This is a genomic window from Micromonospora sp. NPDC047730, assembly GCF_043204765.1.
Taxonomy (GTDB): Bacteria; Actinomycetota; Actinomycetes; order Mycobacteriales; family Micromonosporaceae; genus Micromonospora.
Genome location: NZ_JBIDCU010000007.1, coordinates 330626 through 356656 on the forward strand (window position 1 = coordinate 330626; position 26031 = coordinate 356656).

Annotated in this window: 17 protein-coding genes; 9 read left to right on the plus strand and 8 right to left on the minus strand. The window is 72.1% G+C overall.

Annotated elements, in window-relative coordinates; all coding sequences use genetic code 11:
* Window positions 1-13: 13 nt before the first annotated feature.
* Together ACGF5G_RS19135 and katG are read left to right on the plus strand one after the other, a co-directional pair.
* On the plus strand, window positions 14-442 hold the full coding sequence (locus tag ACGF5G_RS19135) for a Fur family transcriptional regulator (RefSeq protein ID WP_145817130.1): 429 nt from the start codon (window positions 14-16) through the stop codon (window positions 440-442).
* 23 nt (window positions 443-465) lie between these two features.
* Window positions 466-2742, plus strand: a complete 2277-nt coding sequence (gene katG / locus ACGF5G_RS19140) for a catalase/peroxidase HPI (RefSeq protein ID WP_393264390.1) — start codon at window positions 466-468, stop codon at window positions 2740-2742.
* Window positions 2743-2840: 98 nt separating this feature from the next.
* Here the strand turns inward: katG and ACGF5G_RS19145 are convergent, their stop codons facing one another.
* Window positions 2841-3755 carry a LysR family transcriptional regulator gene (locus tag ACGF5G_RS19145; RefSeq protein WP_393264391.1) on the minus strand — a complete coding sequence of 305 codons (915 nt, stop codon included), beginning with the start codon at window positions 3753-3755 and terminating at the stop codon, window positions 2841-2843.
* Window positions 3756-3871: 116 nt separating this feature from the next.
* Between ACGF5G_RS19145 and ACGF5G_RS19150 the strand changes: the two genes are divergently transcribed.
* A complete protein-coding gene (locus ACGF5G_RS19150; protein ID WP_393264393.1) occupies window positions 3872-4954 on the plus strand; it encodes a YeiH family protein in 1083 nt (360 codons plus the stop codon).
* A gap of 218 nt (window positions 4955-5172) precedes the next feature.
* Window positions 5173-6000, plus strand: a complete 828-nt coding sequence (locus ACGF5G_RS19155; protein ID WP_393264462.1) for a DUF72 domain-containing protein — start codon at window positions 5173-5175, stop codon at window positions 5998-6000.
* Window positions 6001-6111: 111 nt separating this feature from the next.
* Here ACGF5G_RS19155 and ACGF5G_RS19160 read toward each other — a convergent pair whose 3' ends face one another.
* Window positions 6112-6606, minus strand: a complete 495-nt coding sequence (locus ACGF5G_RS19160; RefSeq protein WP_393264396.1) for a hypothetical protein — start codon at window positions 6604-6606, stop codon at window positions 6112-6114.
* A gap of 188 nt (window positions 6607-6794) precedes the next feature.
* Here ACGF5G_RS19160 and ACGF5G_RS19165 point away from each other — a divergent pair, with 188 nt between their 5' ends.
* Entirely contained in the window at window positions 6795-7568 is a 774-nt protein-coding gene (locus ACGF5G_RS19165; RefSeq protein ID WP_393264399.1) for an aminoglycoside adenylyltransferase domain-containing protein, read from the plus strand.
* 135 nt (window positions 7569-7703) lie between these two features.
* Window positions 7704-8969, plus strand: a complete 1266-nt coding sequence (locus ACGF5G_RS19170) for an MFS transporter (RefSeq protein WP_393264402.1) — start codon at window positions 7704-7706, stop codon at window positions 8967-8969.
* A 217-nt stretch (window positions 8970-9186) separates the two neighbouring features.
* Here ACGF5G_RS19170 and ACGF5G_RS19175 read toward each other — a convergent pair whose 3' ends face one another.
* Genes ACGF5G_RS19175 through ACGF5G_RS19195 form a run of 5 tightly spaced genes read right to left on the minus strand, consistent with a single transcriptional unit; the run spans window position 9187 to window position 18921 of the window.
* The gene (locus tag ACGF5G_RS19175; protein WP_393264464.1) at window positions 9187-9726 is read right to left on the minus strand and encodes a flavin reductase family protein; all 540 of its coding nucleotides are present in this window, start codon (window positions 9724-9726) and stop codon (window positions 9187-9189) included.
* On the minus strand, window positions 9726-10757 hold the full coding sequence (locus ACGF5G_RS19180; RefSeq protein ID WP_393264404.1) for an ornithine cyclodeaminase: 1032 nt from the start codon (window positions 10755-10757) through the stop codon (window positions 9726-9728). The genes ACGF5G_RS19175 and ACGF5G_RS19180 overlap by 1 nt, the downstream gene beginning before the upstream one ends.
* Window positions 10754-12202 (minus strand): aldehyde dehydrogenase, encoded by a 1449-nt coding sequence (locus ACGF5G_RS19185; RefSeq protein WP_393264407.1) that lies wholly within the window; start codon window positions 12200-12202, stop codon window positions 10754-10756. Before ACGF5G_RS19185 ends, ACGF5G_RS19180 begins: the two co-directional genes overlap by 4 nt.
* A 1-nt stretch (window position 12203) precedes the next feature.
* Window positions 12204-13757, minus strand: a complete 1554-nt coding sequence (locus ACGF5G_RS19190; RefSeq protein ID WP_393264410.1) for a 4-hydroxyphenylacetate 3-hydroxylase family protein — start codon at window positions 13755-13757, stop codon at window positions 12204-12206.
* A 16-nt stretch (window positions 13758-13773) separates the two neighbouring features.
* Window positions 13774-18921, minus strand: a complete 5148-nt coding sequence (locus tag ACGF5G_RS19195) for a beta-ketoacyl synthase N-terminal-like domain-containing protein (RefSeq protein ID WP_393264412.1) — start codon at window positions 18919-18921, stop codon at window positions 13774-13776.
* 539 nt (window positions 18922-19460) lie between these two features.
* Between ACGF5G_RS19195 and ACGF5G_RS19200 the strand changes: the two genes are divergently transcribed.
* Genes ACGF5G_RS19200 through ACGF5G_RS19210 form a run of 3 tightly spaced genes read left to right on the plus strand, consistent with a single transcriptional unit; the run spans window position 19461 to window position 21678 of the window.
* Window positions 19461-20402: an amidohydrolase family protein gene (locus ACGF5G_RS19200; RefSeq protein ID WP_393264415.1), complete on the plus strand. Its 942-nt coding sequence runs from the start codon at window positions 19461-19463 to the stop codon at window positions 20400-20402.
* Entirely contained in the window at window positions 20399-20728 is a 330-nt protein-coding gene (locus ACGF5G_RS19205; protein ID WP_393264418.1) for a 2Fe-2S iron-sulfur cluster-binding protein, read from the plus strand. The genes ACGF5G_RS19200 and ACGF5G_RS19205 overlap by 4 nt, the downstream gene beginning before the upstream one ends.
* Before the next feature lie 35 nt (window positions 20729-20763).
* Window positions 20764-21678 (plus strand): catechol 2,3-dioxygenase, encoded by a 915-nt coding sequence (locus tag ACGF5G_RS19210; RefSeq protein WP_393264421.1) that lies wholly within the window; start codon window positions 20764-20766, stop codon window positions 21676-21678.
* A gap of 66 nt (window positions 21679-21744) precedes the next feature.
* Here ACGF5G_RS19210 and ACGF5G_RS19215 read toward each other — a convergent pair whose 3' ends face one another.
* Window positions 21745-25968: an SDR family NAD(P)-dependent oxidoreductase gene (locus tag ACGF5G_RS19215; RefSeq protein WP_393264424.1), complete on the minus strand. Its 4224-nt coding sequence runs from the start codon at window positions 25966-25968 to the stop codon at window positions 21745-21747.
* Window positions 25969-26031 lie beyond the last annotated feature (63 nt).

Below are 26031 nucleotides of genomic sequence, written 5' to 3' on the forward strand. Positions count from 1 at the left end.
CTATGTTCATCACATGACGTCCGACTTCGAGACTCAGCTGCGGGCGGTCTCGTTGCGCGTGACGCGGCCCCGGTTGGCGGTGCTCGCAGCGCTGCGCGACCATCCGCACGTCGACACCGACACGGTGATCGCCCTGGTACGGGCGGATCAGCCCACGGTCTCCCACCAGGCGGTGTACGACGTGCTGCGCGCGCTCACCGACGCCGGACTGGTGCGGCGCATCCAGCCTGCCGGTGCGACCGCCCGGTACGAGTCCAGGGTGGGGGACAACCACCACCATGTCGTGTGCCGCTCCTGCGGCGCGATCGCCGACGTCGACTGCGCTGTCGGCCACGCTCCCTGTCTCACCGCCTCCGACGACCACGGCTTCACAGTCGACGAGGCGGAGGTCGTCTACTGGGGCACCTGCCCCGACTGTGCGACCGAACGCACCTCCCAGTGATTCGCCAGTTCGGAAGGAAGCAGATGAGCGACAACCAGGACAACGGCCCCTCCAGCGCGCAGGGCGTGGACAAGAAGGCGGCGGCCGGCTGCCCGGTCGCGCACGACTCCGTGACCGCGCACGGAAGTGAGAGCGAGAACCCGGCGATCGACTCGCCGGCCCCGAAGACCGGAGGTCGTCCGCGCACCAACCGGGACTGGTGGCCCAACCAGCTCGACCTCTCGGTGTTGCGGGCCCACTCGTCCAAGGGCAACCCCTTGGGCGAGAGCTTCAGCTACGCCAAGGAGTTCGCCAAGCTCGACGTCGAGGCCCTCAAGCAGGACGTCATCAAGGTCCTCACCACCTCGCAGGACTGGTGGCCGGCCGACTTCGGCCACTACGGCGGCCTGATGATCCGGATGAGTTGGCACGCCGCGGGCACCTACCGCATCCACGACGGTCGCGGTGGCGCCGGCGACGGTGGTCAGCGGTTCGCTCCGCTCAACAGCTGGCCGGACAACGCCAACCTCGACAAGGCCCGCCGGCTGCTGTGGCCGGTCAAGCAGAAGTACGGCCAGAAGATCTCGTGGGCCGACCTGCTCGTGCTCGCCGGCAACGTCGCCCTGGAGTCGATGGGCTTCAAGACCTTCGGATTCGGCTTCGGTCGGGAGGACGTCTGGGAGCCCGAGGAGATCTTCTGGGGTCCGGAGGACGCCTGGCTCGGCGACGAACGCTACGTCTCCGAGAAGGAGATGGCGGCCGGCGTCGGGGCGACCGAGATGGGGCTCATCTACGTCAACCCGGAGGGCCCCCGCGGCAACGCGGACCCGGCTGCGGCGGCGCATTTCATCCGGGAGACCTTCGCCCGGATGGCGATGAACGACGAGGAGACCGTCGCCCTCATCGCCGGTGGCCACACCTTCGGCAAGACCCACGGCGCCGGCGTCGCCGACGACCACGTGGGTCCCGAGCCCGAGGCCGCCCCGCTGGAGGCGCAGGGCCTGGGCTGGCTGAGCACCTACGGCAGCGGCAAGGGCGCGGACACGATCACCAGCGGTCTCGAGGTGACGTGGACCGACCGGCCGACGCAGTGGAGCAACCGCTTCTTCGAGATCCTCTTCGGCTACGAGTGGGAACTCACCACGAGCCCGGGCGGCGCGAAGCAGTGGGTCGCCAAGGACGCCGAGGCGATCATCCCGGACGCCCACGACCCGTCGAAGAAACACAAGCCGACGATGCTCACCACCGACCTGTCGCTGCGCGTCGACCCGACGTACGAGAAGATCTCGCGCCGCTTCCTGGAGAACCCCGACGAGTTCGCGCTGGCGTTCGCCAAGGCCTGGTACAAGCTGCTGCACCGCGACATGGGTCCGGTCAGCCGATTCCTCGGACCGTGGGTCCCCGAGGCGCAGCTGTGGCAGGATCCGGTGCCGGCCGTCGACCACGAGCTCGTGGGTGACGCCGATGTCGCCGCCCTCAAGGCGAAGGTCCTGGAGTCCGGCCTCACGACCGCCCAGCTGGTCTCCACCGCCTGGGCCTCAGCCGCCAGCTTCCGGTCCACCGACAAGCGCGGCGGCGCCAACGGCGCACGGATCCGTCTCGAGCCGCAGCGCAGCTGGGCGGTCAACCAGCCCGAGCAGCTCGCGACGGTCCTCGAGACCCTCGAGGGCATCCAGCGCGAGTTCAACGAGGCCGGCGGCGCGAAGATCTCGCTCGCGGACCTCATCGTGCTGGCCGGCTCGGCCGCCGTCGAGAAGGCGGCGCGCGACGCCGGCGTCGAGGTGACCGTGCCGTTTCACCCGGGCCGCACCGACGCCACTGCCGAGCAGACCGATGTCGAGTCCTTCCGGGTCCTCGAGCCGCGCGCCGACGGGTTCCGCAACTACCTGCGCCCCGGCGAGAAGACCCAGCCGGAGGTACTGCTCCTCGACCGTGCCTACATGCTCAACCTGACCGCGCCCGAGATGACCGTCCTCATCGGCGGCCTGCGCTCCCTCGGGGCCAACGCCGGCGGCACGCAGCATGGCGTCCTCACCGACCAGCCCGGCGTGCTCACCAACGACTTCTTCACCAACCTGCTCTCCCCGGGCACCCGGTGGAAGGCATCGGAGTCCGACGAGCACGTGTACGAGATCCGGGACCTGGCCACCGATACGGTGAAGTGGACCGCCACCGCGGTTGACCTCATCTTCGGCTCCAACTCCCAGCTACGGGCACTCGCGGAGGTCTACGCCAGCCAGGACGCGCACGACAAGTTCGTGGCCGACTTCGTCGCGGCGTGGGTCAAGGTCATGAACCTGGACCGGTACGACATCGCCTGATGTGCAGAGGGCCCGGGTCACCGAGGACGTGACCCGGGCCCTCTGCGTCCCGCGGGGTGGCCGGCCGTGGCCCGCGTCATCGATGCGCCCGCGCCGGATCAGCCGGGCCCTCGACCGCGTCGAGCCGCGATGGCGAGCAGCTCCCGGGCCGGTCCGGTAGGTCGCTGACCGGCCGGCCAGACCGCGCGGAGCGGCCGGCTGAGATCCACGCCGGTCACCGGGACCCGGACGAGACGTCCGGCGGCCACCTCGTCGTCGATGGCCAGGTTGCTCAGGACGGCGGGTCCGGCGCCGGCGGCGACCGCCGCTCGCATCGCGCTCGTGGTGGACAGCTCCAGCAGTGGCGGAGCGAGCGGCGCGTGGCTGCGCAGGGCTGTTTCCAGGGCATGCCGGGTGCCGGAGGTGGGCTCCCGCTGCACCAGTCGGGTCGCGGCGAGTTCGGCGGCGTCGACCGGCCGGCGCCGCCGCGCCCACGGGTGGCGGGGATGCGTCACGACGGTGAGTTCGTCGCGGGCGACGATGCGCGAGTCCAGCCCGGTGGGCACGCGCGGCCCCTCCACGAAGCCGAGGTCCGCCGTGCCGTCGCCGACCGCCCGCGCGACGTCCGTGGAGTTCATCGCGTGCAGGCTGACGGCGGTCTGCGGCCGCTGCGCGGCGAGCCGGACGAGCCACGTCGGCAACAGGTGCTCCGCCACGGTGAGACTCGCCGCGACCCGCAGCCGTACGTCCCGCTCCGCGCGCAACGAGCGGATGCCGGCGTCGAGTGTCGCGGCCGCCTGCAGCACGTCGCGTGCCCAGTCAGCCACCAGCCGCCCCTCAGGCGTGAGCGTGGAGCCACGAGGACCCCGCTCGACCAGGGGGAAACCGACGAGCCGCTCCATGGTGCGGACCCGAGCCGTGACGGCCGGCTGCCCGATCCCCCGTGCCTGTGCCGCCCGGCCGAGGCTTCCGGTGGCATCCACCAGCAGCAACAGCTCGAGCGCGTCCAGATCCGGCACCCGCGACAACTCCACGCCCAGACACTACGCCGACCCATCAGCCGCCCTGATGAGCCCATCACACTGAGCCACCTACCGGCCCGACCGCCGCTGCTGCACTGTCAAGGAGATCTCACTTTTCGGGAGGCACGGTGGTCGACGAAGACCCGAGCAGACCCACCCTCACGGCACCCGGCGCTGGCCGTCGGTGCGGGAAGGGTCGAGCGCATCCACCCGGGTCGGAACCACGCCGGCCGCCGGGCGCCGTCCCCGGACTACTCCTGGTCGCCGCGGCCACCGCGGTGGCGTTCGCCGTCACGCGCATGCTGCCGGCCGTGCCCGCGTCGACGGTCGCCGTGGCGCTCGGGATGGTCGTGGTCAATCTCGGCGTGCACCGCCCGATGTTTCATGCCGGCACCCGGGTCGCCGCCGGACCCCTGCTGCGGCTCGCGGTGGTGCTCCTCGGCCTGCAACTGAGCCTCGGCGACCTGGCGCAGATCGGCGTCCCCGGCCTCGCCGTGGTGGTGGGCACCGTCGCGGTCACCTTCGCCGGCACCCGGCTGCTCGGACGACTGCTCGGCGTGTCCCGCGCCCGCTCGCTGCTGGTCGCCACCGGCTTCAGCATCTGCGGCGCCTCCGCGATCGCGGCGATGGAGAAGGTGACGGACACCGAGGACGACGACGTCCCCGCCGCGGTGGCGCTGGTCACACTGTGCGGCACCCTCGCGATCGCCCTGCTGCCGCTGCTGCGCGGCCCGCTGGCCCTGGACCCGGTCGCGTTCGGCGAATGGGTCGGCGCCAGCGTCCACGACGTCGGGCAGACGGTAGCCACCGCCAACCAGGTGCCCGGTGCGCTCACCACCGCCGTCACGGTGAAGCTGGCGCGGGTCGCGCTCCTCGCGCCTCTCGTGGCCGCGGTGGCCGTCGCCGCGCGCCGCGCCGCGGGAGGGGCACCGGGCGGGTCGGGCCGCCGGCCACCCGCGGTGCCGCTGTTCGTCGTCGGGTTCCTGGTCGCGGTCGGCCTCGCCAGCACCCCACTGGTCCCGGACCCGCTGGCGGACGCCGCGCGTCACGTGCAGCACGTGCTCCTCGTCGCCGCGCTGTTCGGGCTCGGCACCGGCATCCACCTGCCGACCCTCCGGCGCACCGGCGGCCGCACCCTGGCACTGGGACTGGCGAGCTGGGTCCTGGTGGCCGCCACCGCCTACGTCGGCGTGCGACTCCTCGGCCGCTGACGGCCGACCGCCCCCATGCCGCTGCCCGGGGCGGCCGAGGGCGGGTCGGGGAACACGCGAGGGGCGGACGGCCCGACGTCGGGCGCGAGCCGAAGGCCGAGCCGGCGGGTGTGCGCGGAGCCGGGTCGCCCGGCCGGATACCGTACCCGGGCGCGGGCCTGCCCGCGCGGGCCGTCGAGCGGTGGGAGGATCGGATGCGCCTGCACGTGGGGTGCGCGATGTGGACGCACAAGTCCTGGCAGGGACGCTTTCTGGCGCATCCGCTGCCGGCCCACGAGCGGCTGCGCGCGTACGCCGGCTGGTGCACCGCGGTCGAGGGGAACACCACCTTCTACGCGACCCCGGCCCGGGAGACGGTGGCGTCCTGGGCGCGGCAGACCGACCCCGACTTCCGGTTCGTGCTCAAGCTGCCCAAGACGGTCACGCACGAACGCCGGCTCACCGGCGCCGACGAGGAACTCCGGGTCTTCCTGGACGCGATCGAACCCCTCGGCCCACGGGCCCACGCCCTCTGGATCCAGTTACCCGGCTCGTTCGGCCCCGCCGACGTGCCGGCGCTCGCCCGCTTCCTGCGGGGGCTGCCCACCACCCACCGGTACGCCGTGGAGGTCCGCCACCCCGCGTTCTTCGACGACCCGCGGGCGGCGCTGACCCTGGAGGACACGCTCGTCACGGTCGGCGCGGAGTGGATCCCGTTCGACACCACCGCGTTCTTCCGCCAGCCGCCAACCAGCGACGCGGAACGGGAGGCGTGGACCAGGAAGCCACGTACGCCGCTGCGCACCCGCGCGCTGACCGACCGGCCGATCGTCCGGTACCTCGGCCGGGACGACCCCGCCCGGACGGTCGAGGGCTGGCAACCGTGGCTCGACGTCGTGACCGGCTGGCTGCGCGAGGGCCGCTCCCCGACCATGTTCGTGCACACCCCGGACAACGCCGACGCGCCCGACCTCGCCCGCAGGTTCCACGACGAGATCCGGGCGCGCCTGCCGGAGGTCGAACCGCTGCCCGAGCCGATCCCGGTCGGACCGTCGACCCTGTTCTGAGCCGAGGTGGGCTGGTCGGGCGACAGGGGCACCACGGCAACGGCTCGTGCCCGGTCGCCCGCGCCGGGCATGGCGACGACCCGACGGCGCCGAGTGGCGCGGAGGGGCCGACTACATGTGGTCCAGGCGGGTGAACACCCGATCGTGGACCTCCCAGGTGGCGCGCACGTCCGGGTGAAGCTCGTCGTACGTGTCGCCCCGCATGATGCCCTGGCCGAAGGTCGTGAAGGGTCCGTCCTCCAGGTGGAGACGACTGGTGTAGATGCCTCGCGTGCCGTTGTTCCACGGGATGGTCATCGAGAGCTGCTCGCCCACGACGGTGCCCGTGACGTCGTCGCACCGGACGTTTCCCGAGTGGTTCGCGGTGCCCCACACCTGCTGCCCGTCCTGATGCAGGGTGACGTGGGCGATGTAACCGTTGCTCTGCACGATCTTGAGGTATCCGTCGACCCTTATCGCCTTGGGGCCTGACGCATCGGCCGGCGCGATGTCGCCCCCGCCGCTGTCCTGCCGCACCACCAGGTCGGGTTGGCTGAGCATCTCGCCCTGCCTCACCACGTCTTCGATGCGCACCCGCCGCTCGGCGCGCGAGAACGGCTCGCTCATGGTCATCCATCCCCTCGGGGGGCGACAGCCGCATCGGGTGTCCGGCGCCAGGTAACCGCCGCCCAATACGGCGGACGGTATTGAACCGGCGTTGCCGGGCCCAGCGTTCTGTCGTATCCCCGGCTCCGGCGGAAGCGGACGTACGCCGAGGCGATCGAGTTCCGTGCGGCACTGCTACGGTCGCCGGCATGATCCAGGATCTGACGCGGGCCTACCTGGCAAAGGTCGATCATGACCTGCCGGGCTATGTGCGGGGCCTCTACGTCGTCGGCTCCGCCGCGCTCGGCGCCTGGCAGCCGCGCGCCAGTGACGTGGACACCGTGATCCTGACGTCGCGGCCGGCCACCGGTGACGATCTGACCCAGCTCGCGAGGATCCACCGCGAGATGCCGGGGTCGCCACGCCTGGACGGCGTCTACCTCGAGCCGACCCTGGCGCAGGTCTGGCCGATCGACAACCGGATCGTGCCGTTCGTGGTGAACGGCCACTTCACGCCCGACCGGCCGTGCGGCGAGCTCACTCCGGTGCTGTGGTTGACGTTGCGGCGGTACGGCATCCCGGTGCGCGGACCGGCCGTCGCGGACCTGGGGATACGGGTCGACCCGGAGCAACTGCGCCGGTACAACCTCGACAACCTGCGGGAGTACTGGAAGGCGACGGCGGCGAGGATCCCGGCCGCGTTGGCCGACGTGCCACCCGACCAGGTCGTGGACGCCGACACCGTCGGCTGGCTCGTGCTCGGCCCCGCACGACTGCACTACACGCTGGCCCACCAGGACGTCATCTCGAAGGCGGCCGCCGCCGAGTACCTCGCGGAACTGTTCCCCGCGTACGCCGATCTCGCGCGACGAGCGGTTCGCCGGCGCGCGGGTGAGCCGGAACAGTTCACCGCAGCGGACCTGGCCTCGGCGGGCCGCAGCATCGACGCGGTGGCCGACGACGCGTGGCGCCGCTTCGGCTGATGACCGGGGGTCCGCGTGCGCCGCGAACGCCTGCCCGGCGACCAGCCGCCCGACGCCCCACGGCCAGCCGCCGCGCAGGATCCGGTCCCCTAATCCGGTCGGAGAGAACCGCAGCCGCTGGTAGGTTCGCTCGCCGTGACGGCGACCAGAAGCGAACGACTCGGCGGGCGCTTCGCCCGGCTCCTGGCGGCGAGCACCACGTCGGCGCTGGGCAGCGGGATGGCGACCGTGGCGGCTCCGCTGTACGTGGCGGCGCAGACCGACGACCCGTTGGTCGTGTCGGCGGGCGCCGCGGTGGCGTGGCTGCCGTGGTTGCTCTTCTCGCTGCCCGGCGGGGTCCTCGCGGACCGGGTCGACCGGCGCCGGCTGATGATCGCCGTCGACTGGGTACGGGTCGCCGCCCTGGCGGTGCTGGCCGCCGCGATCGTCACCGATCGAGCCGGGGTGGCGCTGCTGTACGCGGTGCTGTTCGTGGTGAACGCCGGTGAGGTGGTGTTCCGCACGGCCGCCCAGGCGGTGCTGCCGGCGGTGGTGCCGCGGTCGCGGCTGGAACGGGCCAACGGCTGGCTGGGCGCGGGCACCACAGTCATGCACAACATGGTCGCCGGGCCGCTCGGCGGGTTCCTCTTCGTGGTGGCGGCCGCCATCCCGTTCGGCGTCAACGCCGGCACGTACGCCCTCAGCGCCCTCCTCGTGGGCCTGATGGCCGGGTCGTACCGCGGGACGTCGGAGACGGGCGGACACCGCTCGGTGCGCGCGGAGGTCGCCGAGGGGTTCCGCTGGCTGCTCTCCCACCGGCTGCTGCGCACCATGACCCTGCTGATCGGGCTGCTCAACCTCACCCTCACCGCGGCCCTCGCGGTGCTGGTGCTGCTCGCCACGCAACGGCTGGGCCTCGGTTCGGTCGGGTACGGCGCCCTCTTCACCTGCCTCGCGGTCGGTGGGCTGCTCGGCTCGGTCGTCGGGGACCGGCTCGTCGCCGCGGTCACCGCGACGTGGACCATCCGGATCGGCCTGCTGATCGAGGCGGGGCTGCACCTGGCGCTGGCCGCGTCCCGCAGCGCGGTGGTCGTCGGGGTGGCGCTGTTCGCGTTCGGGGTGCACGGCGCGTTGTGGAACATGGTGGCCAACTCGCTGCGTCAGCGGTTGACCCCGTCCGCCCTGCAGGGCCGGGTGGGCAGCACGACGCTGTTCATCGCCGCCGGCGGCAACTGCCTCGGTGCGCTGCTCGGCGGGGTGGTCGCCGCCCGGTTCGGGCTGACCGCGCCGTACTGGGTGGGGCTCGTGGTGGCCCTGGCGGTCATCGCGGTGACCTGGCGGGTCTTCGACCGGGCCACGGTCGCCGCCGCGTACGCCGATCCCGCCCCGGCGGCCCCGGAGACTCCCGCCACGATCGCCTGAGCAGGCCCGATGCCGTCGCTGTCCGTATCGCCGCTGTTCGCCGCGCTGGAGCCCGCCCGCACCGCGGGGATCGCGGATCGTGCCCCGCTGCCCGGATCGACCGACCGACACCCGTGGGAGTGAGCCGGGTGAGCACCTGAGCGATGTCGAGCAGGTTCGCGAGGGTCATGCCCGACTCCGCGATGCCGCGAGGGTCCAGGCCGGCGTCGGCAGCGACTCAAGCTGACGCCGCCGTAACGGGCCCACGGTGAAACTGTCCGCAGTAGAACAGCAGCGGGGCGCGGTCGTGGACGCGGCGCACGGACAACAGACGGCCCACCACGATGGCGTGGTCACCGCCGTCGTAGGTGCGCCACAGGGCGCACTCCAGCCAGGCGGCGGCGTCGCGCACCAGGGGCGCGCCGGTGTGCGGGCCGTCGACGCACGGCACCCCGCCGAAGCCGGCCGGACCGCTGGGGCGCATACGACGGGCGAAGTGCCGCGCGACCGCGTCCTGGTCGGCGGCGAGGACCGAGACCGCGAAGGTCCCGGCCGCCACGACGCCGTCAAGGGTGCGGGTGCTCTTCTCGAGGCAGATCAGGATGAGGGGCGGGTCGAGCGAGACGGAGGTGAAGGAGTTGGCTGTCATCCCGTGCGGGTCGGCTCCGCCGACGGTGACGATGGTGACCCCGGTGGCGAAGGTGCCCAGGACGGGACGCAGTTGCGGGGTGTCCAGCGGGGACACCTCGGCGCCGGGAGGCGGTGACGGCGGCGGCATCAGCACGGCAGGAGCGTGCCGCCACCGGTTCGGCGCGCGAGGTCGAAGACGGCGGCGGCGAGCCCGATGTCGCTGACACCCATGCCGAACGGGTTGATGACCACGCGGTCGGTGGCGGTGACCGGGCGGCCGTACTCCCCAGCGAGCAGACGCGGGATCTCGGTGTCGACCCGGCGCGATCCGTCCGGTGCGGGGTCGTCCGGACCGACCACCCGGCCCGCGGCGGCCAACCGCCCGAGCAGGCGATGGTCGTCGGTGCGGACCAACTCCCAGTCGTCGACGATGAGGTGGTCGGCGCCGAGCAGCAGCCCTTCGGTGGCGTCGTCGAGCGAGACGTTGACGAACGTCCCACCGGGCGGCACCCAGTCGAGGTCCACGTACGGCTCGGTGGTGGTCGTGGCCGCGACGGTCAGCGCGGCACCCTCGACCGCCTCCCGGGCCGTCGTTGTCACCCGGATCTGCCGGCCCGTGCCGAGCAGGTCGCGGCATCGGGCGGCGAAGTGCCCGGCGCGGCCCGCGTCGAGGTCGAACAGGCGCACCTCACGCAGGGCCGGGGTGAGCGGCGCGAGCAGTTCGAGGTGTGTCTCGCTCTGCCGGCCACAGCCCAGGAACGCCAGCCGCGTCACGCCGGCCGGTTCGAGGACGGCGGTGACGGCGACGACCGAGGTGGCCGCGGTGCGCAGGGCGCTGATCCGGGCGCCCTCCATGATGCAGACGGGCCGTGCGGTCTCCGGGTCGTCGAGCACGACCAGACCGGCCGCCCGGGGCAGGCCCCGCTCCACGTTTCCCAGTGAGGCGTTGATGATCTTGCAGCCGTACGCCCCGTCGGCCCACCCCGGCAGGATGAGACTGCGCGCGGCGTGCCCGGAGCCGGTCGTCCAGCGCAGGGCGGCCTCGGGGGACAGCCCCGCGGCACCCTTGGCGTAGGCCAGCAGGGTCTGGCGGATGACGCCCGGCACGTCGATCCGGCTGACGAGCCCGGTGACGTCGGCGGCGGTGAGGTAGCGGATACCTTCCTCGGAGTGGCTCACGGGCGGCCCCCTTCATCGACCTGGATCACGACGGCCTTGGGCTCGGTGAAGAAATCACGGCTGAACGCGCCGCCTTCGCGGCCGATCCCGGACTCTGCGGCCCCGCCGAACGGCGCGCGCAGGTCTCGGACGAAGAAACAGTTGACCCAGACGGTGCCGGCGCGCAGGCGGCCGGCTACCCGGTGCGCCCGGGACAGGTCGCTGGTGAAGAGCATGGCGTTCAGGCCGTACCGGGTGTCGTTGGCGAGGCGCACCGCGTCCTTCTCGTCGGTGAACGGTGTCACGGTCACCACGGGGCCGAAGATCTCCTCGCGCCACACGGCGGTGTCCGTGCCGACGCCGGTGAGCACCGTGGGCCGCACGGTCCAGCCCTCGCCCGCACCGCCGGTCACCACCCGGGCGCCGGCCTCCTCTGCCCGGAGCACGTGCTGAAGGACGGCTCGGTGGTGTCTGGCCGAGGCGAGCGGCCCGAAGCGGGTCGTCGGGTCGGACGGGTCGCCGGCCGGCAGCGCCTCGGCCGCCGCGACGAACCGGGACAGGAACGCGTCGTAGATGTCGCGTTGGACGAGCAGTCGGCTGCCGGCGAGGCAGATCTGGCCGGCGTTGGTGAAGATCGCCTTGATCGACCAGGCAACAGCCTGGTCGAGGTCGGCGTCGGCGAAGACCACGCTGGCGCCCTTGCCGCCGAGTTCCAGGCTGACGGGTGTCAGGTTGGCGGCGGCCGCGGCGGCGATCGCCCGGCCGGTTGCCGTGCCGCCGGTGAAGGTGACCCGGTCGACCCGTGGGTCGGTGACGAGTGGCTTCCCGACGGCGTCGCCCGTGCCGTGCACCACATTGAGTACGCCGGGCGGCAGGCCGGCTTCGACCGCGAGCCGCGCCAGGATGGTTGCCGACGCCGGTGTCTCCTCCGACGGTTTGAGGACCACGGTGTTGCCCCAGGCGAGGGCTGGCGCGATCTTCCAGGTGGCGAGCATCAGCGGGTAGTTCCAGGGGCTTACCGCAACCACCACACCGGCCGGTTCGAAGCGGCTGTAGGCGTGGTGGCCGCTGTCCATGGGGTAGGTCTCCGCCGCGCCGAGCCGGGCGTGGTCGGCGAAGAACCTCAGGTTCTGCGCGGCCCGGGGCACGTCCTTGCCGCGGCTGTCGCTGATCGGCTTGCCCATGTCGCGCGTGTCGGCGAGCGCCAGTTCCTCGGTGTGCTCTTCGACCAGGTCGGCGAGGCGGTGCAGCAGGACGCCGCGTCGGGTGAAGCCCATGCCTGGCCACGGCCCGGAGTCGAAGGCGGTGCGGGCCGCGGCGACCGCCCGCGCGGCGACGGTGTGGTCGCCGGCCGCGGCGACCGCCCACGGCCGGCGGGTGAACGGGTCGATGGACGGTGCCCGCGGACCGTCGTCCGGCGGGGTCTCCATCCCTTCGATCACGTGCCCGAAGTACGGGGTCGCCACGTCAGCTCCGCTTCCACAGTTCTTTGCGCAGCGCCCGCAGATCGTCGTACGACTCCAGGTCGGGCGCGGTCCAGCCGGAGAGGTCGTATTCGGCCAGGCACTGCTCGGCGAAGCCCCGGTAGCCGTCGAGCTGACCGGTCATCTCCTGCACGGCCACGATCTCGGCGCGCACGTTCTCATGGTTGCCCGCGAAGTTGCGCTCGTAGAGCTCGTGGCGGCTGCCGAACTCGGTGCCGACGGCGTCCCACAGCAGCTTCATCAGCTTCACCCGGTCGACGGCCGTCTGTCCGGCCGAACCGCGCAGGAAGCGGTCGAGGTACGGCCGGATCTCCGGGTTCTCGAAGTCCTCCGCGCTGGAGTTGATGTAGATGAGGCCGCTGGCGACGTCCTGCTCGATGATCTCCCGGATCCGCGGGTACCCGACGGTCATGAACCACCGGTACGCCAGGCCGTAGTCGAGCCGGGGCAGCAGGGCGCCGCCCTTCCACTCCTGCGGGTTGCGGGCCGCGGCGTCGCTCAGCGCCCAGAACATGTTGCGCCAGGCGAGGACCTCGCCGACCCGGGTCTGCACGCCCCGGTATCCGCCGGTGCCGGTCAGGTCGAGTGCCTTCAGCAGCAGGCCCGCAATGAAGTCGATCTTCACGGCGAGCCGGATGCAACCCTGGAACGTCAGCCGCTCCAGAAAGCCCGAGCGCGGCACGAACGTGCTGACCTGCTCCGGATCGCCGTAGAGGAACACGTTCTCCCAGGGGATCAGGACCTTGTCCAGGATGAAGATCGTGTCGTTCTCGTCCAGTCGGCTGGACAGCGGGTAGTCGAACGGGCTGCCCATCACCGAGGCGGTGGCCGAGTACGACGGGCGGCAGATCAGCTTGAGCCCGGGCGCGCCCATCGGCACGGTCGCCACGAGCGCGAACTCACGCTCCTTGATCGGCAGACCGTAGTGGGAGATGAAGTTGAAGTGGGTCAGCGCCGAGCCCGTGGCGACCACCTTGGCACCACTGACCACCAGGCCGTTGTCGGTCTCCTTCTCCACGTGCACGAAGACGTCCTTCGCGGCGTCCGCGGCCAGGTGACGGTCGACCGGGGGCTGCACGATCGCGTGGTTCCAGTAGAGGACCTTCTCCTGGGACTCGCGATACCACCGACGGGCATTGTCCTCGTACGGTGCGTAGAAGTCCGCGTTGGCGCCCAGCGTGCCCAGGAAAGCGGCCTTGTAGTCGGGGCTGCGGCCCATCCACCCGTAGGAGAGCCGTGCCCATTCGGCGATGGCGGCGCGGTCGGCGACGACGTCGTCGACCGTGCGGGGGGTCCGGAAGAACGGGTGGGTGAACCCGGTGCCGCTGTCGGTCGGCGCGGTGACCACGTCGCGACGGGCCGGGTCGTGCAGCGCGTCGTAGAGCCGCGCGGTCATCCGGGCCGGGTTGGCGAACGCGGGATGCCTCGTCACGTCGTCGACGCGCTCCCCGTACAGGTAGATCTCGCGGCCGTCGCGGAGGCTCTCCAGGTATTCGGCTCCGGTGAACGGTCGTGTGGTGGGTGGGTCAGTGGTCACGGCAGCGGCTCCTCAGTCAGGACGTCGGTTCGGTGGTGGGGCGCCCGGCCGCCGCGAGGTCGGCGAGGTGGCCGGCGACGGCGGTGACGGTCGGGTGGCGCCACAGCAGCGTGCTGGGCAGGCTGAGCCGCAGTCCCTGCTCGAGCCGGCGCCGGATGGAGACGGCCATGATGGAGTCCAGGCCCATCTCCAGCAGCGGCCGGTGCGGGTCGACGTCGGTTTCGGCCGCCTTCATCTCACCGGCGACGACGGAGCGGACCGCCTGGACCATGTGCTCGGCCAGTTCGGTGCCGTCGAGGTCCGCCCACGCCGGCGCCTGCGAGTCGAGGTCCGCCGGCGACGGCACCTCGGCCGTCAGGTCCGCCAGCAGCGGCGGGCGCCCGCCGCCGACGGGCACCGGGATCGGCCGCAGGACAGCCACGAACCCGTTGTCGCGCCGGTGGGCGTACTCCCAGACCCGGAAGGCCTCCCGCAGCGTGATGTCGGCGGTGCCGCGCGCGGCGAGCTCACCGTCGATGAGCACCGACGAGGTCGACATGCCCAGGCCACGCCACGACGTCCAGGCGTAGCTCGTCACCGCGGCGTCCCCGGCCGCCCGCCGGTGCCGGGCGAGCCCGTCGAGGAACGCGTTGGCCGCGGCGTACGCGGCCTGGCCGGGCAGGCCCAGCAGGTGGCCAGCGGAGGAGAACAGCACGAGGAAGTCCAGCGTTCCGGGCGGGAACACGGTGTGCAGGGCGAGCGCGCCGTCGGCCTTGGGCCGCAGCGCACGGGCCAGCGCGGCGTCGTCGACCTGGTCGGCCAGCTGGTTGTCGACCACCCCGGCGGCGTGCACGACGCCGCGGACGGGGGGCAGACCGAGGACGTCCGGCCGCAGCGCCTGCCGGAGCGCGTCGGTGTCGGCGACGTCGAGGGCGAGCGTGCGGACGGTGACGCCGGCGGCCTCCAGCGATCGCACCGCGTCGACGCGCGCCCGCTGCTGCGGATCGACGTCGTCCCAGCGCTCGCGGGGCGGCAGCGCCGTGCGCCCGGCCAGCACGAGCCGCCGCGCGCCCCGGTTGACCAGCCACCGTGCGACTTCGAGACCCAGGACGCCGAGGCCGCCAGTGATGAGGTACGTCGCGTCGGATCGGCATTCGAACGTGGGCCGCACCGGCGGCCCGTCGAGCGGGGTGAGCCGGGCGGCGTGGACGGCGCCGTCATCGACCGACAGCAGGTCCGGGCCGGGCGGTGCGCCGAGGACAGCGCGCAGGGCCGGTGCCGTCGCGGCCGTCAGTGCCTCCGGCAGGTCCACGATGCCACCCACGACGTCCGGGTACTCCGTGACGAGGATCCGGCCCAGTCCCCACAGCGCGGACAGTCCCAGCGACGCGGCCGAACCCGCACGCACGCCCCGGGTGACGACCCAGACCCGTCCGTCACCGGGCGGCAGCGCGGCCATGGCCCGTACCGCTCGAAGGACCTGGGCCGACGCGTCGGCGGCTGTGGTGCCGGGAGGCGGGGCCACCAGCACGGTGCTGGGCTGCTGCGGAGTCTGCGTCGCGAGCGGCACCTCCAGCAGCCTGGCGAGCGACGGATCTCCGAGGACCACGAGGTGGGGCGACGGCGGGGACGCGGGCAGCGGGATCGGCCGCCACGCCAGGTCGAAAGCGAGCCGCCCGGGGCTGGCCTCGGCCCGCGGATCACCGTCGAGCACGCCGTACCGCAGCCCGGTGAGGACGACGGCGAGCGTGCCGTCCGGCGCGGTGACGGCAACCTCGGCAGTGTCCGCACCCGAGGGCCCGGTGGCGGGCCGCGCGTGCACGATCACCCGCGCGGGCGGCTCACCGGTGACGGTGAGGCCACGGATCGCCGCGGGCATCCGCAGCACCGGTTCGCCGGGAAAGACCACGGACGCGATGGACAGCGCGGCGTCCAGGAGACAGGCCCAGCGCCCGGCTCCGATGCCGCTGCCGGGCGCGTCGACCTCGGCACGCAGCCCGCCGTCGGGGGTCCGCGCCAGACCGGTGACCTGCCAGGGGAATCCCATGCCGCGAACGTCGAGTTCGGCGAGGCGCTCGACGACGAAGCCGGGATCCAGCGGGATGCTCGGGCCGTCCGGGCCCGGCGGCGGCGGCGCACCGGCAGGACCGGTCCGTGCGGTCGTGTGCACCAGCCACGCCTCGTCTCGCGGGCCGTCCCCGGCCTCGGGGTCGACCAGGCGGGAGGCGAGGTTGACCACGTCGCCCTGGCGCACCACCTGGATCTCCCGCAGCGTGTCGGCCGTCACCGGGGTGCGCAACGCCACCTCGGTGAGCGCATCGGCCGACCCCGCCGCCAGGAACGTGCTCAGCAGCACCGCCGCCGGCACGATCTCCACGCCCTGCACGGGATGGTCACCGTCGTAGGGGCGGCTGGCCAGGTCGAGGTAGGTGTGCCACAGCTGCGCCGGAGTGACGCCGTTGACCACGGTCCGCCCGCCGAGCAGGGTGTGGCTCGCCGGGTCGTGCCGGTCGCCGAGGGCGGTCAGTCGGGGGGTGTTGGTCGCCCAGTAGGGACGGTGTTCCCAGGCGCGCGGCGGCAGTTCGGCGAGGTCGTCGCCGGGGTAGATGTCCTCCCAGCCGACCGGTACCCCGGCGCAGTGCGCCGCCGCCAGGCTCTCCAGGAACGTCAGTTGCTCGGGCCGGTTGCGCCGCAGCGTGATGAGGACCGTGCCGTCGATCCCGGCGGCGTCGAGCGACTCGCGGATCGAGTGCGTTACCACCGGGTGCGGCGAGACCTCCAGGAACGTGCGGTGGCCGTCGGCGGCGGCCGCGAGGACAGCCGTGTGCAGCAGCACCGGGTTGCGCAGGTTCGCCGCCCAGTACGCGCCGTCGCGAGCCGCGTCGTCGCGGGGATCGGGAAGCGCGGTGGTGTACAGCGGCAACGCCGGCGGCCGGATCACCAGGCCGTCGGCAGCGGCGCGCAGCGCGGCCAGCAGCGGGTCCATCTGCGGGCTGTGGAACGCCACGTCCGAGTCGACGGTGCGTACCGCGACCTCGGCCCCCCACTCCGCCACGAGGGCACGGACCGCTTCGGGCTCGCCGGAGACGACGGTGGAGCTGCCGGAGGAGGCGATCGCGGCCACCACGTCGGTGTGTCCGGCGAGTCGCTCGGCGACCTCGTCGAAGCCCAGGGCGACCATCGCCATCGCGCCGGCACCGGCGGCCTGGCGGAGCAGGACCGACCGGCGGCAGACCAGCCGCGCGCCGTCGAGCGGGCTGAGCACCCCGGAGACGACGGCGGCGGCGATCTCGCCGACGGAGTGGCCGATCACCGCCGCGGGGCGGACGCCGTTGGCCTGCCAGACCGCGGCGAGGCCCACCTGCATCGCGTAGATCAGTGGCTGGATCATGTCGACGCCGCTGTATTCGCCGCTGGCCATCACCTCGGTGGGCGAGAATCCGATCTCGGCGGTGAAGACGGGGTCGAGGTCGTCGAGCACCTTGCCGAACGCGGGCTCCGTCTGGAGCAACTCGCGGCCCATGCCGATCCACTGTGAGCCGTGGCCGGAGAAGACCCAGACGGCCGCGCTGTCGGACGGCTCGCGGGTGACGCCGCTGACCGGTGCGTCGGGCCGCCCTTCGGCGAGCGCGGTGAGCCCGGCGACCAGCGCGGGCCGGTCCGCCGCGACGACCGCGGCGCGGTGGCTGAGGTGGCTGCGGCGTACCGCGAGGGTGTGCCCGACCGCGCCGAGCGGTGCGGCCGCGCCGTCACCGTCGAGCCAGGCGGCCAGTCGGCCGGCGGCTCGGGCCAGCCCGGTGCCGGTCGCGGCGGAGATCGGGTAGACGCGGGGCACGCCGGTATCGCCGCCGACGGCGTCGGTCGGCTTGGACGCCGGCGCCTCCTCGAGGATCAGGTGGGCGATGGTGCCGCCGTAGCCGTATCCGGAGACCCCGGCACGGCGGGGCTGGTCGCCGCGCAGCCAGTCCTGGAGGCGGTCGGCCACCCGCAGCCCGGTGCCCGTCCAATCGATCTTCGGGTTGGGTTCGGTCAGGTGCAGGGTGGCGGGCAGTTGGCCGTGCTGGAGCGCCAGGACCGTCTTGATGACACCGGCCACCCCAGCACCGGCCTCCAGGTGCCCGATGTTGGTCTTGACGGAGCCGATCAGCAACGGAGTCCGCCGACCGGATCCCGAGCCGAGCGCCGCGCCGAGCGCACCGGCCTCCATCGGGTCACCGAGCTCGGTGCCCGTGCCGTGCGCCTCGACGTAGCTGACGCTGGCCGGCGGGATGCCGGTCGACCGGTACACCCGGCGGAGCAGGTGCTCCTGGGCCTCCTGGCTGGGGGCCATGATCCCGTTCGTGCGGCCGTCCTGGTGGATGCCACCGCCGCGGATCAGGGCAAGCACCCGGTCGCCGGAGCGACGTGCATCGCTGAGCCGCTTGAGCACGACCATCCCGCAGCCCTCGCCACGGCCATAGCCGTCGGCAGAGGCGTCGAACGACCGGCTCACCCCGCGCGGCGAGGTGGCGCCGGCCGCGTCGAGGACCATCGTCAGGCCCGGGCCGGCCATCAGCATGACGCCGCCCGCGAGGGCGACCGGTGTCTCGTCCATCCACAGGCTCTGGCAGGCCAGGTGGATGGCGACCAGCGACGAGGAGCACGCGGTGTCCACAGCGAGGCTCGGCCCACGCAGGTCGAGGGTGTAGGAGACCCGATTGGCCACCGCGCAGTAGGCGCCGCCGATCCCGGTGCGCGCCTCGATGCCCGGCAGATCCTCGAGCAGCCGGCGGCCGTAGTCGTCCGCGCCGACCCCGACGAAGACGCCGGCGTCGTGGTGGGCGAGGGCGCGGGGCGGGATACCCGCGTGTTCGAGGGCCTCCCAGCTGACCTCGAGGGTCATCCGCTGTTGCGGATCCATCAGCTCGGCCTCCCGGGGCGAGACCCCGAAGAACGCGGCGTCGAACCCGGCGACATCGTTCAGGAACGACCCGTGGCGGTTCACCGCCCGCAGCGCGGCCGCGTTGGCCGGATCCGAACTCAGGTAGTCGTCCCAGCGCCCGTCGGGCAGCTCACCGGCGGTGCCGCGGCCCTCGGTCAACAGCCGCCAGAACTCTGCGGGCGAGTTCACACCACCGGGGAACCGGCACGCCATCCCCACGATGGCAATCGGTTCGGCGGTCGTACCGCTGGCTTCAGGTTGCACGTTCGGGTCCCTTCCCCGCAGAGAGACGTCGCATGACGGAGGCTGTGCCAGGTGACGCGCGGGAAAGCCGCCGGTCTGACCTGCGGGTCTTCGCGACCCGCGGCATTCACGAACTCATTGCGGCACCGCGTATGCGCCCGAACCTGAGCGAGTGCGAAGCAGAAGGACACGCTTCCGGGAGATCGACCCCGCAGGCGTAACAGCGACTGCCCGATAGATCCATTGGTCTATGCGAATGGACAGTACACCGGCCCCAATCCGCGGTCAACATGCGATGTGACCGAGATCACATTGATTGATGATCTCGCCGGCCACTGCTAGCGTCTGGGCCACAGCGGCCGATTTCGGCTCGCCAACACACGGGGAATATCGACCGTGACGCGGGTCCGCGACAAGGATGGTCCCGACCGGGCGCGATCTCGAATCAACAGCGGATGAATGTGCATTCATCGCCGCGCGCCGGGCACTTTCGCCGATATCGCGCGTCCATTTACCCGTGCACCATTCGGGACTTTGTCGTGGCCGCGAAAGGAACCGACGTGACCGGCACAGATCGCATCGACGTCCATCAGCACATCGTGCCGCCGGGCTACTCCCGCTGGCTCGTCGACAGGGGCCTGACGGCCGGGGGGATGCCGCTGCCGACCTGGTCGGCCGAGGGCGCCCTCGCCATGATGGACGATCACGGCATACGCAGCTGCGTCATGTCGGTCTCCACGCCGGGAGTGCACCTCGGTGACGACGCCGAAGCGCGCGACAAGGCCCGATACGTCAACGAGTACGCCGCTGAACAGGCAAAAGACCGACCGGACCGGTTCGGCTTCTTCGCCACGCTGACCCTGCCGGACGTCGACGGAGCCCTGGCGGAGATCGCACACTCCTTCGACGTGCTGGGCGCCGACGGGGTGGTCCTGCTCGCCAACGTGCGCGGTGCGTACCTCGGAGACCCGGCCTTCGACCCGGTGATGACCGAGCTCGACCGACGCGGCGCCGTGGTGCTGATCCACCCGTCGCACCTGCCCGGGCCAGGCCTCGACGGCGCGCCGCCGTTTCTCCTCGACTTTCTGCTCGACACTAGCCGCGCGGTGCACAACCTGGTCCGGCACGGTGCGATGCGGCGCTGGACACGGATGCGGATCATCCTTTCGCACGGTGGCGGATTCGTGCCCTACGCGGCACACCGGATGGCCCATGTCCGACGCGACATGGAATTGACCCCGGACACGTATCTGGCGGATCTCCGGAAGTTCTACTTCGACACGGCCTTGTCGACCAGCCCGGTCTCGCTTCCGTCACTTCTGGCTTTCGCCGACCCGACGCACATCGTTTACGGCAGCGACTGGCCATATGCGCCCCTGCCCTCGGTGACGCATTTCAGTGACGAGTTCGACAAGTATTCCGACATCAGCGACGAGCAGCGCGCCTCCATTTCCCACGGCAACGCCGTACGGCTATTCCCCCGGTTCGGCACGCCGGGATGACCGTCACCGTCGTCGTCCTGCCGACCGGCCTGACCGTGCCGGTGGCCAACGGCGAGACCATCCTGGCCGCGCTGTCCCGGGCCGGGTACACCCACACCGTCGGCTGCCGACGCGGCGGCTGCGGCATGTGCAAGGTGGATCTGCGCGCCGGCAGCATCCGGTACGACGGCGTGGTCGCCGAGTCCGTGCTCGCCGCCGAGGAACGCGCGGCCGGAACCTGCCTCACCTGCCGCGCCGTCCCGTGCGGCGACGTCGTCGTCGAGCTGCGCCAGGACCGGCTCCGCCGCACCAACCCCTTCCTCCCACGTACGCCAGGACCCACCTGACGGACTGACCCGCCCCGCACGATTGGAGCCAGAGCATGGGTGTACTGAGAATGGGTTACGTCCACGCCCGCGTGACCGACCTGGAGCAGGCCAAACAGCACTACGGCGACACGATGGGTCTCTATCCCGTTCTCGTCGAGGACGGCACGGCCTACTTCAAGGGCTGGGACGAGTGGGACCATCACTCGGTCGTCCTCGAGGAGGGCGGCGTCGGCGTCGCCAAGTTCGGTTTCAAGGTCGCCGACCCGGCGGACATCGAGCGCTTCGAGGACCGCGCGACCCGCTTCGGCTGCGCCGTGTCGCGCATGTCGGCCGGGGAGAACCGCGAGGTGAGCGACGGCATCCGGATCGTGCTGCCGTCGGAGCACGTCGTCGAGCTTTACCACGACATGACGGTGCTGGGCACCGAGGTCGGTACCCACAACCCGGAGGTCTTCCCCCGTCATCTGGTGGGCATCGGCGCGCCGCGGTTGGACCACGCGCTCATCACCGCCGAGGACGTCAACCTGATGGAGCGGTTCTTCCGGGAGGTCCTGGACTTCTACCCCAGCGAGCGCCTGGCGACGTCGCTGGACGCGGACGCCGACTGCATCGCCACCTGGCTGACCGTAGGCAACACGGTGCACGACATCGCGATCCTGAAGGGGCCGAACGCCAAGCTCCACCACTTCGCGTTCGAGCTGAGCAGCTGGAGCGACATCCTGCGGGCCGGTGACCTGATGGCGATGGACGACGTACCGGTCGACGTCGGGCCGACCAGGCACGGCATCACCCGGGGGCAGACCATCTACTTCTTCGACCCGTCCGGCAACCGCAACGAGGTCTTCAGCGGCGGCTACGTGGCCTACCCCGACCGGCCGTGCGTCACCTGGACACCGGACCAGTTGGAGAAGGGTGTCTTCTATATCAGTCGCGAGGTCAACGACCGGTTCACCGCCGCACTGACCTGACCGGCGATCCCGGAAGAGCCCCGCCGCACACCGGCGGGGCTCTTCCGTGTGGCGGCCGGCCAACGCTCAGCCCTGCCGCAACCAGGCGTCGACGGCCGCGGCCGTGGTGGCGACGTGGACGCGTTCGAGCATCGTGAAGTGGTTGCCGGGCACCGTCACCGCCTCGTGCGGATGCGGCCAGCTGGCCCGCTCGGTCTCCGTCGGCACTGCCGCACCGACCGGTTCCTGAGCGTGTACGAGCAGGGTGGGAGCGGAGATCGGGGCCGGTCTGAGGTCGAACTCCGCGTACCGGGCGCGGGCGGTGACCCACGCGTCTCCCCACTCCTCGCCGAGCCGGTCCTGGGCGCCGGCGCGGTCGATCAGGTGCCGGGTGATCGCGGCCGACCAGGCCGCGTACTCCTCGCTGGCGCGCTCAGGCCACCAGCAGGTGTCGAGCATGACAAGGCCGGCCTTCTCCCACCGGTGCGCCAGCGCCGCGGCGAGCTGCCCGCCGGTGGAGTGCCCGGCGAACACGATCGACCCGGTCGGCGCCTCGGCCTCCAGCACGGCGCGGTGCAGGTCGACGAGCGCGTCGAGGTCGGCCGGTAGCGGTTCGCCGGGCCGGAAGCCGGGCAGGGTCAGCACCGACACGGACGCGGCGGACCGTAGAGCGGCGGCGAGGCCGGCGTACTGGTACACCGACGGTTTCCAGGCGAACGACGGCACGCAGACGACGTGCGGTCCCGGACCGCCGGGTGCGGCCAGCCGCACGAGCCGCGGCCGGTCGGTGACGTCGGCGGCGGTCCGGAACGAGGGCCGGAATGAGGCCATGCCCCGGACCAGCGCGTCGGCCCGCTCGGCGTCCCCGGTGCGGTAGGCCCGCAGCACCAGGGCGCTCAGCGAATCGTCGACACCGCCACCGGCGCCAGGCGCGGGTGCGGGTACGGGTGCGGCGGGATCGGCACCGAGTTCCCCGTCGAGGTGCTCGGCGAGCGCGGCCGGCGTCGGATGGTCGAACGTCAGCGTGGCCGGGAGGATCCGACCTGTCCGGGCACCGAGCCGGTTGCGCAGCTCGACGGCGGTGAGCGAGTCGAAGCCGAGCGCCGCGAACTGCGCGTCCACGTCGACGTCCTCGGCGTCGCGATGGCCGAGGACCGCGGCGACCTCGGAGCGGACGATCCGCAGCAGGCTCCGTCGGCGTTCGCCGGCGTCGAGGCCGGCGAGCTGGTCGGTCAGCGTCTGCCCGTCACCCGTCACGGCCGCCTTGCGCGGACGGTGGGTGGCCCGGCCACGCCGGAGTTCCTGGAGCAGGGGCGTGGCGTACGCGGCGGGATCGAGGTCGGCGGCGACGACGGCGGGGTGGTGCCCGCCGATCGCGGCGTCGAGCAGGGCCAGGGCGTGCTCCGTAGCCAGGGCGCGGTCCCGTTGTTGTAGGTGGGCGGTCATGCCGGTGGTGTGTTCCCACAGTCCCCAAGCGATGGAGGTAGCGGGCAGACCGGCCCGCTGCCGGATCATGGCCAGGGCGTCCAGGCCAGCGTTGGCAGCGGCGTAGTTGCCCTGCCCGGGATTGCCGATCACACCGGCGACCGAGGAGAACAACACGAACAGGGCTAGGTCACGATCACGGGTCAACTCGTCCAGCCACAACGCGGCCTGGAGCTTCGGCGCCAGAACGGCGTCGAGGCGTTGCGGGGTCAGGGTCTCGATGATGCCGTCGTCGATGACACCAGCGGCGTGCACCACCCCGGTCAGCCGGTCGATGCCCCCGACAAGGTCTGCCAACGCTGCCCGGTCGGTCACGTCACACGCCACGACCCGCACCTCGGCGTCCAGACCGGCAAGCCGATCAGTCGTCGCACCGGAACGGCTGGCCAGAACAAGCTTCCGCACCCCATGCCGACGCACCAGATGCTCAGCCACCAACACACCAAGCCCGCCCGTGCCACCAGTGATCAGCACCGTGCCATCCGGATCCAGCCGCGCCGACATCGTCAACACCCGCTTGCCGGTGGTGCGACCCGCACCCAGATCCCGCAGCACCTCCCGAACCCGCTGCACCGGCGCCGCAGTCACCGGCACCGGCGTCAGCGTGCCATCACTGAACAGCTCCACAAGCCGACGAAGCATCCCCCCGAGCCGCTCCGGCCCCGCCTCGATCATGTCGAACGGGACGTAACGAACCCCCGGGAACTCCTCCGGACCACGAACATCGGTCTTACCCATCTCCAGCAACACACCACCAGGACGCAACAACCGCGCCGACGCGTCCACGAACTCACCCGCCAGGCTGTTGAGCACCACATCAAACCCGCCCGGAAACACATCCACGAACGCCGTCGAACGAGACGACGCCAACCGCTCCCGCGGCACATCCACAAGATCCCACTTCGACTCACTCGCCGTCGCCCACACCTCAGCACCCAACCACCGCGCCAACTGCACCGCAGCCATACCCACCCCACCCGCAGCCGCATGAACCAACACCCGCTGACCAGCCCGAAGACCAGCAAGCTCCACCAACCCCAACCACGCGGTCAACCACACCACCGGCACACCCGCGGCCTGCTCCATCGACCAACCATCCGGAACCCTCACCACCAACCGACCATCCACCACCGTCGACGAACCAAAACCACCCGACCACAACCCCAACACCCGATCACCAACCGCCACATGCCCCACACCCACACCGACCTCAAGCACCACCCCCGAACCCTCCACACCGACCGACCCACCACCCGGATAAACCCCAAGACCCACCAACACATCCCGGAAATTCACCCCCGCGGCAACCGGTGCGACCCGCACCTCGCCCGCACCCACGACGTCCGGGGTCACGGTTTCGACGACGATGCCGTCCAGCGACCCACTGCCGGCGGCGGTCAGCCGCCACTCACCCGAGACCGGGATCGGCGCGCCGGTAGGGGCGGCCAGGCGCGGGACGAGGCGACCGGCGGCGGTGACAGCCTGTTGGGGCTCGTCGAGGGAAAGGTGACGTGCGGCAGGTCCGTCGACGTCGGCGATGACGACCCGGCCGGGGTGTTCCGCCTGCACCACCCGGAGCAGTCCCCACAGGGCGCCCGCGGCGGCGGTGCGGGCCGTGTCGGCGCCGTTCGGGGCCGTGGCCGAGGTGGCCCCACTGGTCAGCACGACCAGCCGGGTGTGGTGAAACTCCGGCGCGGCGAGGAACTCCTGGACCAGGGCGAGGACGGCGGCGGTCGTCGCGTGCGCGTCGGCGAGGTCGGGGGTGACGACGGCGGCCGGCACGCTTGCGCCCGCGCGGATGGCCTCGCGCAGCGCGGCGAGGTCGGCGAAGCGCCGTCCGCCCACGCCGTGCGGGTCGGGTCCGACGACGACGTGATCCGCGAGGCTGCTCGCACCGTCGGTCGCTGGTTGCCAGTGGAGGTTGAGGAGGGTGGCGTGGGTGGTGGGGCTGGGTAGGGGGCGGAGTTGGAGGTGGTTGATGGTGGCCAGGGGGGTGCCGTCGGTGTGGTGCAGGGTGATGGTGGCGGTGTCGGGGGTGGGTTGGGTGAGGGTGGCTCGGGCGTGGGTGGCGCCGGTGGTGTGGATGGTGATGCCGGTCCAGGTGAAGGGGACGTGTGGCGTGCCGCCGCCGGTGGTGTGGGCGAGCAGGAGGGGGTGCAGGGCGGCGTCGAGCAGGGCCGGATGGATCGCGTGGCTGCCCTCGCCGCCGCTGTCCTCGCCGCCGCTGCCGTGGTCGCCGTGGTCGCTGATGGTGATGTCGGCGTAGAGGGTGCCCTCGTACTGCCACGCTCGGCGCAGTCCCTGGAAGGTGGGCCCGTAGTCGTAGCCGGCGTCGGCGGCAGCGGGGTAGAACCCGTCGACCGGCACGGACACCGCACCCACGGGCGGCCAGGGCCCGTGGTGGGGCCGGCCGGGTTGGTCGGTGGTTCGGGTGAGGGTGGCCTCGGCGTGCAGGGTCCAGTCAGGATCGTCATCGCGGCGGCTGTGCACCCGGGCGGTGTGGTCGGTGTCGGTGGGTGCGATGACGATCTGCAGGTCGCGGTCGTGGTCGGTGGGCAGCGGGGTGAGGATGGTCAGGTCGGCGATGTGGTCACAGCCGACCTCGTCCCCGGCGTGGGTGAGCCAGTCGATGAACGCGGTCGCCGGCGCGATCGCGGTACCCGCGACAACGTGCTCACCCAGCCACGGCATACCGTCGGGTGAGAGCCGCGCCGACACGACGGTCGGGCCGTCAGCGATCCTCGCCACGTCCCACCGCCCGACCGAACTGCCGGCGGTGAGCCAGTAACGGCGGTGCTGGAACGCATACGTCGGCAGATCAACCACCCGCGTCGGCTGTCCCAGACACGCCGACCAGTCGACCGGCACCCCACGGGCCCACAACCGGCC

Coding starts and splice junctions, on each gene's coding strand:
- ACGF5G_RS19135 (WP_145817130.1), top strand. CDS start 14: ATGACGTCCGACTTCGAGACTCAGCTGCGGGCGGTCTCGTTGCGCGTG.
- katG (WP_393264390.1), top strand. CDS start 466: ATGAGCGACAACCAGGACAACGGCCCCTCCAGCGCGCAGGGCGTGGAC.
- ACGF5G_RS19155 (WP_393264462.1), top strand. CDS start 5,173: ATGTGGACGCACAAGTCCTGGCAGGGACGCTTTCTGGCGCATCCGCTG.
- ACGF5G_RS19160 (WP_393264396.1), bottom strand. CDS start 6,606: ATGAGCGAGCCGTTCTCGCGCGCCGAGCGGCGGGTGCGCATCGAAGAC.
- ACGF5G_RS19165 (WP_393264399.1), top strand. CDS start 6,795: ATGATCCAGGATCTGACGCGGGCCTACCTGGCAAAGGTCGATCATGAC.
- ACGF5G_RS19175 (WP_393264464.1), bottom strand. CDS start 9,726: ATGCCGCCGCCGTCACCGCCTCCCGGCGCCGAGGTGTCCCCGCTGGAC.
- ACGF5G_RS19205 (WP_393264418.1), top strand. CDS start 20,399: ATGACCGTCACCGTCGTCGTCCTGCCGACCGGCCTGACCGTGCCGGTG.
- ACGF5G_RS19210 (WP_393264421.1), top strand. CDS start 20,764: ATGGGTGTACTGAGAATGGGTTACGTCCACGCCCGCGTGACCGACCTG.